Genomic DNA, 14549 nt, shown 5'->3' with positions numbered 1-14549 from the left:
TTATTGTAAGGACGCTTTATTTGTTTACAGCTATGAATTTTATGTATTTAGCCCATAATTATTTAACAAATTTTGAGGATAAGGTTTGGCCTTTGCTATTACAATATGGCACCAAGGTTTTGATGTCATTGTTGATGTTTTTTGTAGGACGATTACTGATTAAAAAGGTAATCGGTCTTATGCATTCCAAAATGAAGTTAGAAAGTATTGATCCTGATGTACAACCTTTTTTAGCTTCTTTGGTTCGTGCTGCTCTCAATATCATGTTAGTGTTGAGCTGTGCAGGTATTTTGGGAATCGAAACGTCTTCGTTTATTGCTGCCCTTGGTGCAGCAGGTCTAGCAATAGGCTTAGCTTTACAGGGTAGCTTGTCCAATTTTGCAGGAGGGGTGCTTATTTTGGTTTTCAAACCCTTTAGAGTTGGAGAATTGATTACAGTGCATGGCTATACTGGATATGTAGAGTCAATTCAAATCTTCAATACGGTAATTAGTACTACAAGTCATAGAACTATTATTCTTCCTAACGGAAGTTTGTCAACTTCACCAGTGGTAAATATTTCAAGAAAAGGAATTATTCGGTTGGATATGCAATTCCAAGTGGCGATGTCAAATGATATAGATGCAACACGTAAGGCTATTAGAGAAGTAGTAGAGGAATGTACTTTTGTACAAAAGGACAAGAATAATGATATCTTGGTAGGAAAACTAACAGACAGTGCGATATTGTGGGATGTAAAACTTTGGGTGAATGCTACTGATTTGGATAAAACACAGTATTTTATGAATGAGCATATCAAAAAGCGATTTGATAAGGTAGGTATTCAATTTCCTGACCCAGTGATTACCGTAAAAAGTATTGGCTAGTCAAAATAAACACTTGTCCTCACGAAGTTTTAGAATTATTCTCCAAGTTTTTATCAAAAAAGCGGTCGAAAACATATTTTTTGACCGCTTTTTTGATGCTATTGTGCTTGATATAAATGTCTTAGGAAGTAATCATTGCGTCTCTACGGGTAGAATACAAATTTTTATATAATCACTCACTCGCTCAATCACTAATTTAGGGATGACTTTTGTTTTTCTAAGGATAAATATAAAGCATTCATAATTCGCTTCTAGGACTGTACGAAGGATTCTAAAAATGTATATTTCGGATATCGGATGTTGGATTTCGAAATTATAAGCTCCTATTTTTTTGTGAAAAATAAAGGTATTTTACTTTATTTCCGAAATCCTAAATCCGAAATTGTTGGAAATCCTTCGTACTGTACTAACTCAACACTCAGAATTCAACATTCAAAAACTATTCTACAGTTACACTTCCCGCACCATGATAGCTGCGCAGTTCGGCGTTGTACATGGCATCTGCACTTACAGGACCTTGGGTGAATTTCCCTTTAGATACCGCTCTTACCAAATAGTAAAAACTCTTGCTTGTACCGTTGATGCTTGTAAAGAAATTGATACGGTCATCACGAATATCAAAATGCTCAGGTGAGGCTTGGTCTTTCAGCCACGTAAGTTCACGATCGGCATTGAGGCGTGGATTTTCTATTTCAAAACCTGCTGGAAGCATATCTGTAATAACAATGTTGTCGGTTGGTATTTGGCTCGACAGCGTAACTTTTACCACAATCAATTGATTTTGTTTAAATCGATTTTGACCAATCACTTGCCCCGAACGAGTGTAATAGGTTCTTCGTACTTGTAAGAAATTATCTTCCTGAACAAACTGGCTATTAGCCGATAACCCCTCACTTGATAAGAAATAGTACAATGCTCCCTTGCCTTTAGTGCTTACACTGGTGCTTGGTGCTAAGTTTTTCATCAATAAATCAGCACCGCTAAAATTACCTATTTGTTTTCCTGAACGAACTGAAGCCGTAATTTGATTAGCCTGTGCTTTACGGGCTATTTTACCCAATGCCAAGAAACTAAAGGCTTCTTCTTGGGTCGAAAGCCATTTTTGGCTTGCAATACTCTGTGATAATAATCTCGCTAAAACTGGAATTTGCAAGTTTTGAGGGTCTACATCTATCAAAGTATTTAAGGTTAGTGCCAGCTCACGAATTGGCGAGTTGAAGTTTCCGCCACTTTGACGCGAGTCATTGTTCATCACAAATTGATTAGGCATGATACTTCCTTGACTTTTGGGATCACCGATTTGAGCAAAAGCCCCAGCTAATAAATAGCGCTCGTCCAAACTCAATAGCTGTTGGTTGGCTTTATAATAATTCATTACTGCTCGGTTTGGTTTACCAGAAAGCGCCAATACATACAAACCATAAATATTTTCACGACTTGCAATGACACTTTGGGTACTTGAACCAGTAGCAGGGTCGTATAACGATGCTGTTTCTGTTTCTTTTTTATTTGCACGGTTGTTAATGTATTCTAACAACCTGCCAAGTGTATTGATATTAATTTCGTAATCAGCTTTTTGCGCTTCTATCAAGAAATGACATGCATATACCGAACCCCACCACGATTCTTTGTCTGAACCTGTCCAATACGCTAATCCTCCGTTAGGTAATTGTTGAGTTTCTATTTTGCGAATTGCAGCAGTGACATTAGTGCTTGGATTTAGCTCATTTTCTCCTGATTTCATTTGAGGTTTTTTCCCTTTTTGAATCAATCCTACAAAATCTTTGAAATACAGTTGAGGGAATGCTTTGGAGGTTACTTGCTCAATACAACCATAAGGATATCCCAATAAATGTTCGAATTTGTCAATAAACTGCACCATGGGCGATTTACTCAAAATCAGTTGAGAAGACACTGAACTTGGGATAAAGTTTTCCGTTCCAGAAGCAATCGATTTACTTTGATTAGCAGCGATTACACCCGAAGAACTAGTTTTTAATAATGAAGTACTCGGACGAATACTGAGTTCGGTACTTTCGGTAAATTTCTCTTTCAAACCATTAACACTAATGACTACTTTGCCCAAGCCAATCACTGGTGCGGCTTTTACACTAAAATATACTCTCGCTTCTTTTTCGGCAGGAACCACAACTTTTTGTTGGCGTGTGGTGGTAATTGCCAATCCGCCCGACGTAGCAATATTGGCTAATACCACGGCATTTTGTTTGGTGGTATTGGTAATATTTACAGGAACTTGAATTTCATCGTTTGGACTAGCAAATCTTGGAAGCGCCGTACTGATAACCAATGGGTCGGCCACTTTCATGTTTTTGGTTGCAGAACCAAAGGCTTCGTCTTTATAACCAATCGCCATAATTCGTAAATCTCCCGAAAACTGTGGGATATCAACTTTGATACTAGCTTCACCACTCGAATTCGTGGTGATTTCGCCTGACCAAATAGCCACTAAATTGACGCGTCCATTTGTCAGTGGATTCACTCGTTTTTCCAAATCATAACCATCACCTCCCATACTCGACGATTGACGAATGGCGATTTCGGGTAAAAGGAAAGGATATAAATCATAGCTATTGACCTCCAAAGCTTGTTTTTGATAGAAATAAGCATGTGGGTCGGGTGTTTTGAAGTTTTTCAATTGCAAAATACCTTCATCAACTACTGCAATGGTTACAGCGGTATTAGCTTTGGTTTTTACTTTAATCGTTTGTGAAGTTTTTGACCTTGACCTTTCTACCGCCGAAATTTCAATAGGCAAACGACTATCTTCTTCTTCGACCATGACAGGTGCATAACCATGCGCTACCGTAAGAGGCATATTCGAATCATCGAGCGGACGAATGAGCGTAGCGGATACATACACATTGGGTAAATGTTCGTCATCTACTTTGAAACTCAACTCAGCTGATTTTTTGTCAGTATCCAAATAATGATATTCCAGTACCTTATTACGTTCGATGGTCACAAGTAGTTTTCCTGCAAAAGGTGTTTTGAATAATACTTTTACCTTATCGCCAGTTTGATATCTTTCTTTGTCAAAGGTCATGGTAACCTGTCCTTCGGTATTGACTTCAAACGAAGAGTTTTCGGTACTACCCCAACTATACGCATAAAAAGTTTGTGCTGTCCAAGTTTTAGCACCATTACGATGTACTCGAATTTCGTATTCCCCCGAAATCGTTGGTACAAAGTTGATAGAAGCTTTACCTTGACTAAAATCTACCATGCGGCCATACACCACTTTGGTTTGTTTTTTGGAGGTATATTTCAGTGAATTATCTGAATTTTTCTCGATAACCGTTTGATAATCGAAACGAACAATCTCGACTTTCCCCTGCGTACTCACGCCCTGTGCATCTTTATTGAGCGCTACCAAAGGAATCTGTACGGGCGAATTGGTACTGAGATAAGTATCATTTAACCCAATTCCATAAAATACATTTTGCGTAAAAATATCCGACTTTTTCAGACGATTCACTGGACGTCCTGTTTCATCAAAAACGGTTACATAAGTTTTTGCCTCTATGACACCCATATCGGCCATGGTTGCGGGTAATTGGAAATTTTCGGAAGCAATACCGTTTTCATTCGTAACACCTTGGCGCATGATTCCTTCAAATGCTGTATTATCTTGCACGTCAAAAACGAAGTTTTCAAATCCTTTTGGTTGGAAAACTTTACGCGACAACTTCATCTCCATTTCATAATTGCGATTGGAGGCAGGAGGACCAAATAGATTGGTGGCTGTGGCATTGACCTGCAAAACTTCGCCAGTTCGGTAGAATGGCTTATTGGTATTGACCTCCACTTTGATACGGTCGGGCATAAACTCCTCAATGGATACATTTCGAGATGCTAGAATAATATCATTACCATTGAGGACTTCTAAAATATAAGTTCCCGTCACATTAGAACGCTCGGTTGGGATAGATAAAGCAACCGCTCCTTGGTCATTGGTTTCGAGAAGGAAACTTTTCCATTCTTTACCATTAGGCATAAGAATGCGTAATTTGACAGGGATTTTACCAACCGATTGCCATTGATTAGTACGAATAATCGTATTGAGCTGAATGGTTTCACCAGGGCGATAAATATCTCTGTCGCCATACATAAAGGCTTCGAAGCCCGAAACGTTACTACGTTTGCCATCTACCTCAAATCGAGAAGTTTCGACCTGTGTATCTTCCAAAAACAAATAGTTGAAGTCGTCACTTGTATGTGCCGTAAGCATTGCAACCTTAAATCCACTCTTTTTAAAATCTTTAAATACGGCGACGCCCTTGCTATCTGTAGTAAGTTTTTGAATCGTTTGATTGTTGGTAGAAATCAGCGCTATTTCGACATTGCTAATAGGCTCAGTTGTTTTGATAGAATTGGCAAAGACAAACAATTCGTCATCGGCCTGTTTGGTAATTAGTCCAATATCTGAAATACTCACCAATTTGGTGGCATTTTGATAATATTCATCTGTAGAGTTGACGCTTACCAAATAAATTCCTTTCAAATTGTTTTGGTCAGGCAAAGATAAATTAAGGGCATGAACGCCTTTAGACTTTGGAAGATTGGTAGTTTCTACCATTTTGTTGACCAAAATATCTGAATACAAACCTGACTCATCTTCATAGTAGACAAAAGACTTATTGTTTCCTCCATTCTCATTTTCGTAGTCATAATCTTGATAACGATTTTGACGTAAAAAATTCAGAATGTTATTTTCATAAATCTTCGCAATTTTTACATTCACTCGAGGAATGTTGACAATACTTAAGGCAATGTTTTTATGCCCTTTTGAACTCAAATAAGTTGCTTTTTTATTCACAAAAGCCAAAGAAGCAGGCATTGCTCCAAAATACACATCCTTGGTGTAATGATTGGATAGATTCATGCCTAGTACACTTTTGAGTTGTGTTTTGAGTTCAAGTAAATAGGTGTCAGATTCGTTAAAATCACCAGAAATAACAAAGCCATTTTCGATTACCTCGTATTTGGTATCTACTTTAGGATTATCGGCTTTTTTAGGAGCTGCTTTTATTTTTTGTATAGGATTGCCTAAAGAGTCATATTCTATGACGGATTCCTCTTCTTCTTCTTCCACATTTCTTGATGAGGAACCATTGATAGATACTTGATAGGCATTAGCAATACTTTCAGGAGTAATAGCCTGATTAAATAGCACCTTGATATATCCTTTATTATTACTAAATCCATTTTCGACGTCAACAACTTCTAAGCTGGTTGGGTCAGATAAGGAAATATCTTGTTCAATTACTTCAGGTGTTTCGTGTTGAGATGATGGAAGAGAAAGCCCTTTATCGATACTTATTTTCAGAGAACCACCCATCGCTGATGCTTCGTCTTGAATGCGTACTAATATCAAGGAGGAGGCATCTGTTTGTACAATTTGCGTTTTGAGTTCTTGATTTTTTTCACCAGTTACTTTTAGTAGTTTGGCTACTTCTTGAGGATTAACGGCATAATTAAAATGTAACTTTAAAACAGCTACACCTTGTGACGAGCCTTGTGGTTTACTCCAATAGCTTTCTGTTTTTTCGAGCGCCAGATAGGGCGTATGAAACTTGAGGGTTTCTGTATCAAGGTCATATTTTGGGGAAGCTTTGTGCAAAACTACTGTGTTTACCTCGGCAGTATATTCGGTAGCTGGGTCAAAACCGACAGCAGGAGAGAAAACCAATTCATTGGGAGCTGTCCATTTGAATCGTCCTTCGACTTTAGGCGAAAACTCAATATAATCGGTAGAATACCAAGTATTGAGTTCTGAAACGGGAACAAGGTCTTTGTTGAAGGTGAAAACTAGGTTTTGCGTTTGATTAATTTCTTCTTCAAAGTTAGTACCACTAATTGTTACATCACCAAAATGAGAACAAGAATTAAGTATTAGCAAGAAAAAGAAAGACAATTGTACTAATAGATTGGAAGGACGAAATGCTTTCATTGTTAAGATAGACGATTGAAACAATCGAGAAATTTAGGGTTACTTGCGGGTTTATACAAGGTTAAAATCAAGTAGTTGTGAGCAAAATTGTCAAACTTTTGAATTAACGTAAGAAGTTCCTAAATCTTTGAAGTATTCACAACAAAAATGCAAAAAATATAGTAAATGGCTGTGGAGGTTTGGGATACCAGCTTTATTAAACATAAGTCCAAAACAAAGACTTGAATTAGCGATGAAGCAATCATTTCCGAAATCAGAAATCACCAGTCCGCATTACCACACAAATAGGGTTCAAATAGGGCGTAAAAGGTTTTGTGATAATAGGCTGTTTTTTCTTGTTCATTTCCATCAAATAGAATCTCCGCACGTGAAATCCAGAAATCTCCGAATAGTAGAGCCTGCTCGATTAAAGGTGCAATATTCTTTTCGGGAATATCAATGAAGCCATTTGCTTGCATCGAAGTAATGATATGTTTGAATTGTTCTTGTCGAATTTGCATCAATGCCTTAAAATGTAGCTTGATAGCTGGAATTCGGCGCATGATTCTGACAAAATCTAACATTAAGAATCGATATTGATACAAAATCTCAAAACTGCGATAGCTTAACTGATACAGGATTGTCAGTTGATTTTCGGATAAACCAGTCATGTCTTTTGTCAGCTCATTGAGTTTATCCACAAGCTGTTGATAAAGTGCTTCAATAATCACATCGGTATTCGCAAAATGATAGCATAAATTCCCATGACTTATTCCCAATTCATTTGCTATATGTCGAACGGTCACAAAGTCTGTACCCTGTTCGTTGAAAAGAGTAAGGGCTTTTGCTAAAATCTTGTCTTTTGTTGATAATACCATGATGTATTTCAGGTAAAATTTTAAATGATTTTTGGTTAAAGATAATATTTTTAGAACAAATGTTCTATAGATAAATAATGTTAGTACATTTGTTCTAAATTCTAAAAACCTTTTCAATCATGAAAGTAATCATTATCGGAGCAGGTATCGGCGGACTTACTACGGCCATAGCTTTACAACAGTTAGGTCATGAAGTCATTGTCTATGAACAAAGTAGCGAAATCAAGGCTTTGGGCGCAGGAATTGTATTGGCCGCCAATGCTATGACGGCTCTACGAAAACTAGGAATAGAACAAAAAATCATTCAAGCGGGACGAATCGTTAGTTCTTTTGAGGTAGTCGACGACCAAGGCAATGTGCTTTCGGAAGTATACGCCAATCGTTTTTTTGAAAAATATGGTATAGGAAACTTCACCATTGCTCGCTATGATTTACACCATATTTTAGCTTCTGAACTACAACAAGGAACAATTCAACTTGGCAAAAAGCTCAAAGATTTTTCCCAAAATTCTCAATCAGTATCTGTCACCTTTGAAGATGCTACACAAGACCAAGCTGATGTGATGATAGCAGGCGACGGAATTCATTCGGTGGTGCGCAAAAAGTTACTTCCCAACAGCCGCTTACGATATTCGGGCTATACCTGCTGGCGTGCGCTGGTCGATATTAGCGATATTCCTTGCGATATCAACAAAGCTTTCGAGGCTTGGGGAGCTAAAGGTCGTTTTGGATTTGTGCCCATTTCAGATACCCATGTGTATTACTTTGTGTGTATCAATGCTCCTGTAAATGACCCTCACTATCGACAATATACTCCTGCCGACTTGGCGAAACATTTTGCCCATTATCAATTCCCTATACCTCAAATTTTGTCTGCAACGACTATCAACAATTTTATGCAACATGATTTATATGATTTGGCGCCTATTCGTCGGTGGGCATTTGATAGAATATTGTTACTAGGCGATGCCGCTCATGCTACTACACCCAACATGGGACAAGGTGCTTGTCAGGCAATAGAGGATGCTTTGGTGCTACAACAAATCCTAAAAGAAGAATATGATTGGGAAAAAGTAACGAAACATTTCGAACAAAAAAGAATAGCAAGGGTTACTAAAGTGGTTAATAACAGTTGGAATGTGGGTAAATTAGCTCAGCTCGAAAATCCTTTGTTGATAAAACTCAGAAATTGGACAATGAAGCGCACACCAGACCGTATGCGAGATAAACAATATGAGTTTTTATATGAAATAGATTTTTAGAAAAGAAATAAAATTTTCCGAAGAAATAGAATAACTACCTTTTATCCAGAAAAAAAGACTTAAAGAAACCTTCAGAAAGCTTCGCTTGTTCTTTCCACATAGCGAAATAAAAATTCAACTATCCCAACTCTCCGATGAATAAGCTGATAATAATACCTGTGGTAACTGCTATCTTTCTGGTAATAGACTATTACGTTTGGCAAGCCGTAAAGGTATCTGTACAAAATTTTTCACAAACGATACAACAGTCTGCTCGATATATCTTTTGGGGTTTAACAACCCTTTCTCTGGTAGGACTTTGGTTATATAATTTTACCAATCCTGATTTGCTCGGAAAGACAATTAGAACGTGGATTATGGTAGGTATTTTTATGAATTACCTTTCAAAAATCTTTGTCGTGCTATTTTTATTAATTGATGATATCGGAAGATTGATTCGTTGGATTGTACAAAAAGTACAAATGCTAACTAATTCAACTCCTGCTAACGCCACGGCTACGTCTCAAGGTGAACCCATTACACGTTCGGAGTTTTTGATGAAAACGGCTGTTATTGCGGGTACAGTACCTGCGGTGGCTATGACTTGGGGGATTTTGTCGGGAGCGCACGATTACCGTATTCGTAAGGTAAAGTTGGCTTTGCCCAATTTGCCAAAAGAATTTGAAGGATTGACGATTGCTCAAATTTCAGATATTCACTCAGGAAGTTTTTTCAATAAAGTAGCCGTAAAAGGAGGTATCGAAATGATTCTCAACGCCAAGCCTGATATGGTATTCTTTACAGGAGACTTAGTGAATAATCAAGCCGTGGAAGTACAAGAATACATTGATTTGTTTGGAAAAGTAAAAGCTCCACTAGGTGTATTTTCAACATTAGGAAACCACGACTACGGCGATTATGTGCAATGGGCATCGCCAGCTGCCAAACAAAAGAACTTGAATAATTTGATTCATGCGCATAAAGTAATGGGATGGGATATCCTCAATGATGAAAATCGCTTTATCGAGCAAAATGGCGAAAAGCTAGCGATTATTGGGGTACAAAATATCAGTGGTCAAAATCGCTTTCATTCGTATGGTGATTTAGCCAAAGCTGTAAAAGGTACTGACGAAGCGGCTGTAAAACTTTTATTATCGCACGACCCAACCCACTGGGACAAAGAAGTAAATACCAAATACAAAGATATTGATGTCATGTTTTCGGGACACACTCACGGTACACAATTTGGCATTACAGTAGGAGATACCACTTGGTCACCAGCGCAATATGTGTATAAGCAATGGGCAGGTTTGTATGAACAAGATAATCAGAAGCTTTATGTAAACCGAGGCTATGGGTATTTGGGATATCCTGGACGAGTAGGAATGCCGCCAGAAATTACCGTTTTTGAATTGAAAAAAGCTTAATAGTATGGATTTATCGAACGATGCTGAGATTTTCTTGGCATCGTTTTTTTGTAAAAGCACCTTTTTCTCTCAAAATTTCTTTTCCTATAGCTGTTTTATGTACATTTTTTGATAATCCTTTGTGACCTAGCCCTTTAGCCATTGTCTTATAAGAAATAAATTTTTTGGCTATGCAAAAAAACACTTTACCTTGGCTTATTGCGCTCACAGCATGGATTGCTGGTTCGACTTATTGGCATGTCTGCAAAATCAAGGAAGTTTGTGATGAACCCCTCGTAAAATCAGCTTCATCTGCAAATACCTTGACTAAACCCTCCTTTGATATTCATAATTCTGATGGTCTTTCACTCAGAGCTTCAGGCAATATCAAATTTCCTCAGTCTAGCGAAACACCCAATGTATTGGAGGTGCAACCTCAGCTTGAGCAACTCAAAGATTATCTTGCCAAAAATCCATCGCTTCAAATGCTTTTGATTGGAAGATATGCTTCTGATGAAAGGAATAATACATCTTTTGCGAATCTGGGCATTGCCAGAGCGGAGGCATTGAAGAGTATTATTTTAGGAGAAAAAGGCAATCCACAATCCATTGTTACAGATGGTCTCTTAAGCGATTCACTGTATTTTCAGGCAGATACGCTTATTGGTGGGATAGATGTGATATTTAAGCGAGTAGCGTCTCAAAGTACAACTACTTCCAACCTAGATATTTCTCCTGAACTTACCTTGTATTTCCCTTATGCTAAAACAGACTTTAGCCATTCTGAAGAAATAGATGAGAAAATCGAAAAGGCCATCACTTATCTAAAGGCGCATCCTAACCAGCAAGTTACACTCACAGGATATACTGATAACAAAGGTTCTGACGAACTAAACTTAAAGTTGTCTGAACGAAGAGCACAAAATGTAAAAGACTTTTTTGTTCGAAAAGGACTCTCTCCAGACCAGTTTAAAATCGTTCCTCAAGGCAAAGCAAATCCTCAAGGCAATAACGATACCGAAGAAGGTCGTCAAGAAAATCGCCGTGTAGTTTTATCATTTTAACCCTAAATCATTATTAATATGTTTGAGCTAAATCCTCTTTTACACGAAAATGCTTGGTGGCAACATCTAATAATGTTTGTCGGAGCTGGCTTACTGGGATACATCATTGGTTTTCGAAGCGGAGACTCTAAGACTTCTCTTCAAAATCAACTAAATAAGCTGCAAGCTCAGCTAGAGTTATGTAAAGCAAGTCTAGTAAAAACTACTCCTATTACCATTTCAGAAATATCAACGCCAACTATGGCTCTAACTTATCCTACCATTGTTAACCAACCCGACGATTTAAAGAAAATCGAAGGTATCGGGCCAAAGATTGAAGAGATATTAAATCAAAATGGTATTACAACTTTTATCCAATTGAGTCAAGCATCAACGGATGCGCTAAAACAACTATTACAAGACGCAGGACCTCGTTTTCAAATGCACGACCCGAGTACTTGGCCTCGTCAAGCCGAATTGGCTTCGGCAGGCAAATGGCAGGAATTAAAAGAATGGCAAGATATTTTAAATAAAGGAAAAGAATAAATATGGTACTATTAGCATTAAATCCACTGTCAAAAGGTGTAGCTATTTCCGAAATGCTCATCCTTTTATTAGCAATTGCGTTTGTTGGGTTTTTACTGGGTAAATGGGTAGTAAATACTCAAAACGCTTCCTTAAAAAAACAGCTCGCCGATACAGCAGATGAATTAAACAACTGCCAAAAGCAAAAAAACTCCTAATACTTAATCACTTCAAAAGCGCTTTGGCAATAACACCAAGCGCTTTTTTGTGCTTTATAGTGGTGTTGTTCAAGTCTTTTGACCATAAATTCGTACTTTTGCAAAAAATTAGACATTGAGCACTGTTGACTCAATACCAATTAGTTTAACTCATTACTACTGTGAACCAAGAACGCTACGCACAAAGAGGTGTTTCTGCCTCAAAAGAAGACGTACACAAAGCAATCGAAAAATTAGACAAGGGACTTTTTCCAAAAGCTTTCTGTAAAATTTCGCCTGATATGTTGGGAGGCGATGAGGCTTACTGCAATATTATGCACGCTGATGGAGCAGGTACAAAATCATCGTTGGCTTACTTGTATTGGAAAGAAACAGGCGATATTTCTGTTTGGAGAGGTATTGCCCAAGACGCTGTGGTAATGAATACCGATGACCTAATTTGTGTGGGGGCAACAGACAATATGTTGTTGTCTAGTACAATTGGTCGCAACAAAAACCTTATTCCTGGTGAAGTAATCGCTGAAATCATTAACGGAACGGAGGAGGTTCTCCAAATGCTTCGTGACAATGGTATCGGTATCTGGAGTACAGGTGGCGAAACCGCCGACGTAGGTGATTTGGTTCGTACCATTATCGTCGACTCTACGGTAGTGGCTCGTATGAAACGTGATGATGTTATCTCAAATCATACAATTCAAGCAGGAGATGTTATCGTAGGTCTTGAATCTTTTGGTCAAGCTACTTACGAAAATAGCTATAATGGCGGTATGGGAAGTAATGGTCTTACTTCTGCGCGTCATGATGTACTAGGACATTATTTGGCCGATAAATATACCGAAAGTTTTGACCCAGCTGTTCCTGAATCTTTAGTTTACAGCGGTTCAAAATCATTGACAGATGCTGTTGAAGGTACACCACTCAACGTAGGACAATTGATTTTATCTCCAACTCGTACTTACGCACCTGTGGTAAAAGCAATGTTAAAAGAGCTTCGTACTGCCATTCATGGGATGGTACACTGCTCAGGTGGAGCCCAAACAAAAGTGTTACACTTTATCGATAATCTTCATATTATCAAAGATAACCTTTTTGAATTACCTCCATTGTTCAAACTGATTCAGCAAGAAAGTGGCACCGATTATAAAGAAATGTACAAAGTTTTCAACATGGGACATCGTCTTGAAGTATATGTACAACCTCAGTATGCCCAAACAATCATTGACATTTCGAAATCATTCGGAATCAGTGCACAAATTATCGGTCGTGTCGAAGGTGCTGAACAAAAGCAAGTGACAATCCAGTCTCCTTACGGTGAGTTTGTTTATTAGTAAAAAAATATTAGCTAGGAGTAAAGAGTGAAAAATGATAAGCTTTTAAAAAGACTTTATTATTGAAACTCCCATCTCTACAATATTACAATAGGGAGTAAAGGTCAAAGCTTTTACTCCCTATTATATTATATGGTATCTAGCTTTGAGAAATGTAATGAAAAGGTAATTCGGGTAAAACAAAAGTTGAATCTTCAAACCCGAAGACCAAATCCAACCATCACAACATGTACAAGCATATCTTTTTCGATTTAGATCATACCTTGTGGGATCACCATTATAATTCAAAAATCGCATTAGGCGAAGTATTTGAGTTATTTCAACTTCAAGAAATTGGTATTCCCTCGATTGAGCAGTTTTACCATAAATTTAATGAGGTCAATCACAAACTTTGGTTAGATTACGAAAGAAGTAAAATCTCACAAGCCGAACTTCGTCATATTCGTTTTCGTCAGGTTTTTTCTCAACTAGGCGTCGATAATCATGATTCATGCGATCAAGTTTCGGATACCTATTTGGATATTTCTCCTAAAAAGCCTCACCTTTTACCTTATACCAAAGAAATACTTGATTATCTCAGCCCGAAATATCCATTACATATTATCACAAATGGCTTTGACGAAATCCAAGATGTGAAAATGAAGAGCGGAGGAATCAAACATTATTTCAAACATATTATTACTTCTCAAAATTCTGGGCACAAAAAACCTGACCCTGAGATATTTCATTATGCTCTCGAGCAAGTAGGTGCCAAGCCTCGCGAGTGTTTAATGATTGGGGATACGTTCTATACAGATGTGCTGGGAGCAATGCAAGTAGGAATTGATGCGGTATTCTTTAATCCCAACGATCAACGTCATGTCGAACGCCCTACTTACGAAATCAAGCATTTGAGTCAATTGAAGGAAATACTCTAGAAAGGGAATCGAAATTGATAGGGAATAAAAACGGATGGAATCATTATAAAAGAAGAGGCTTTTAATTTAGTGGGCAAAATTAGATTTGATTTATGTGTTTTAGGCAACAGGCACAAGGCAAAGAGTATTAAAATGTTTTATAGTAACGACTGATATATTTTTTGCCGATTGCCCAGA

10 protein-coding genes are annotated in these 14549 nt (G+C 37.7%); 8 read left to right on the top strand and 2 right to left on the bottom strand.

The annotated features are described in order from the left end of the window. The first annotated feature begins 32 nt into the window (after window positions 1-32). Window positions 33-866, top strand: a complete 834-nt coding sequence (locus ACOVQ4_RS12810; RefSeq protein WP_421821035.1) for a mechanosensitive ion channel family protein — start codon at window positions 33-35, stop codon at window positions 864-866. Between the two features lie 439 nt (window positions 867-1305). On the opposite strand, the gene ACOVQ4_RS12805 is transcribed toward ACOVQ4_RS12810, so the two are convergent. Beyond that, a complete protein-coding gene (locus ACOVQ4_RS12805; protein WP_421821034.1) occupies window positions 1306-6837 on the bottom strand; it encodes an alpha-2-macroglobulin family protein in 5532 nt (1843 codons plus the stop codon). Between the two features lie 260 nt (window positions 6838-7097). Next, window positions 7098-7694, bottom strand: coding sequence for a TetR/AcrR family transcriptional regulator (locus ACOVQ4_RS12800; RefSeq protein WP_421821033.1), 597 nt, complete (start codon window positions 7692-7694; stop codon window positions 7098-7100). 119 nt (window positions 7695-7813) lie between these two features. Here ACOVQ4_RS12800 and ACOVQ4_RS12795 point away from each other — a divergent pair, with 119 nt between their 5' ends. From ACOVQ4_RS12795 to ACOVQ4_RS12765, 7 genes are all read left to right on the top strand, one after another. Continuing rightward, the gene (locus ACOVQ4_RS12795) at window positions 7814-8956 is read left to right on the top strand and encodes an FAD-dependent monooxygenase (RefSeq protein ID WP_421821032.1); all 1143 of its coding nucleotides are present in this window, start codon (window positions 7814-7816) and stop codon (window positions 8954-8956) included. Between the two features lie 134 nt (window positions 8957-9090). After that, window positions 9091-10362, top strand: a complete 1272-nt coding sequence (locus ACOVQ4_RS12790) for a metallophosphoesterase (RefSeq protein ID WP_421821031.1) — start codon at window positions 9091-9093, stop codon at window positions 10360-10362. Between the two features lie 170 nt (window positions 10363-10532). After that, a complete protein-coding gene (locus ACOVQ4_RS12785; RefSeq protein WP_421821030.1) occupies window positions 10533-11405 on the top strand; it encodes an OmpA family protein in 873 nt (290 codons plus the stop codon). Window positions 11406-11423: 18 nt separating this feature from the next. Further along, complete coding sequence (locus ACOVQ4_RS12780; protein WP_421821029.1) at window positions 11424-11930, top strand: hypothetical protein; 507 nt, start codon at window positions 11424-11426, stop codon at window positions 11928-11930. Between the two features lie 2 nt (window positions 11931-11932). Beyond that, window positions 11933-12127 carry a hypothetical protein gene (locus ACOVQ4_RS12775; RefSeq protein WP_421821028.1) on the top strand — a complete coding sequence of 65 codons (195 nt, stop codon included), beginning with the start codon at window positions 11933-11935 and terminating at the stop codon, window positions 12125-12127. Window positions 12128-12288: 161 nt separating this feature from the next. Then, window positions 12289-13455, top strand: a complete 1167-nt coding sequence (locus ACOVQ4_RS12770) for an AIR synthase related protein (RefSeq protein WP_421821027.1) — start codon at window positions 12289-12291, stop codon at window positions 13453-13455. Window positions 13456-13682: 227 nt separating this feature from the next. Next, window positions 13683-14372, top strand: a complete 690-nt coding sequence (locus tag ACOVQ4_RS12765; RefSeq protein WP_421821026.1) for a YjjG family noncanonical pyrimidine nucleotidase — start codon at window positions 13683-13685, stop codon at window positions 14370-14372. Window positions 14373-14549 lie beyond the last annotated feature (177 nt).

Origin of the sequence: Flectobacillus sp., assembly GCF_049240685.1 — a bacterium.
In the GTDB taxonomy this organism is placed as follows: domain Bacteria; phylum Bacteroidota; class Bacteroidia; order Cytophagales; family Spirosomataceae; genus Flectobacillus.
Note: the sequence above shows the minus strand (reverse complement) of the source record. Positions and strands in the feature narration are given on the sequence as shown.